1 protein-coding gene is annotated in these 543 nt (G+C 47.5%); it reads left to right on the plus strand.

The window, feature by feature from the left end:
- Window positions 1-2: 2 nt before the first annotated feature.
- The coding region (locus R7P74_RS28740) for an AsmA family protein (protein ID WP_318124098.1) at window positions 3-543 on the plus strand (541 nt) is incomplete at its 3' end.

Here is a 543-nt window from a genome sequence, read left to right on the forward strand (position 1 = left end):
GAATTCTAATTCTCTTACTGGTGGTATTGATTGCCTTTCCGGCGACCATTATTGCGCTGTTAACCACCTCATACGCCAATTCTACATGGCAATGGGTTTCACCCTACCTTGGCTTACCGATCCAAGCGGAGCGCGTTCATTACGACTTCCCTTACCACCTTTCGCTGCAACACGTTCGCTCCCAAGACGCTCAACTGCCTTATATTGAACAAGTCGACGTGTGGCTGAACCCTGACATACGACGAGATGGGAAATGGATTATCGATAGCTTGCTGATCGATGGGGTGAGTCTAAAAAAAGGCATACCGACACGGCCTAACTTAGAGTCGATCCAGTTCCACCAGATTGCGCTGAAAAATATTGATTACGCGGATGCGCGCTTTTCCGTAACTGGATTGAGTATCCAAATCCAGGATCCTACTTGGCTAAACGCTCAACACTTATGGCCTTACGGCGCTATTCAGGCTTCTGCAGAGCAAATGTATTGGCACGGTGAGGCGATACAAAAAGTACTGGTTGATGTGGATTATCAAGCCCAAAACA

It is taken from the genome of Vibrio sp. 2033, assembly GCF_033339735.1.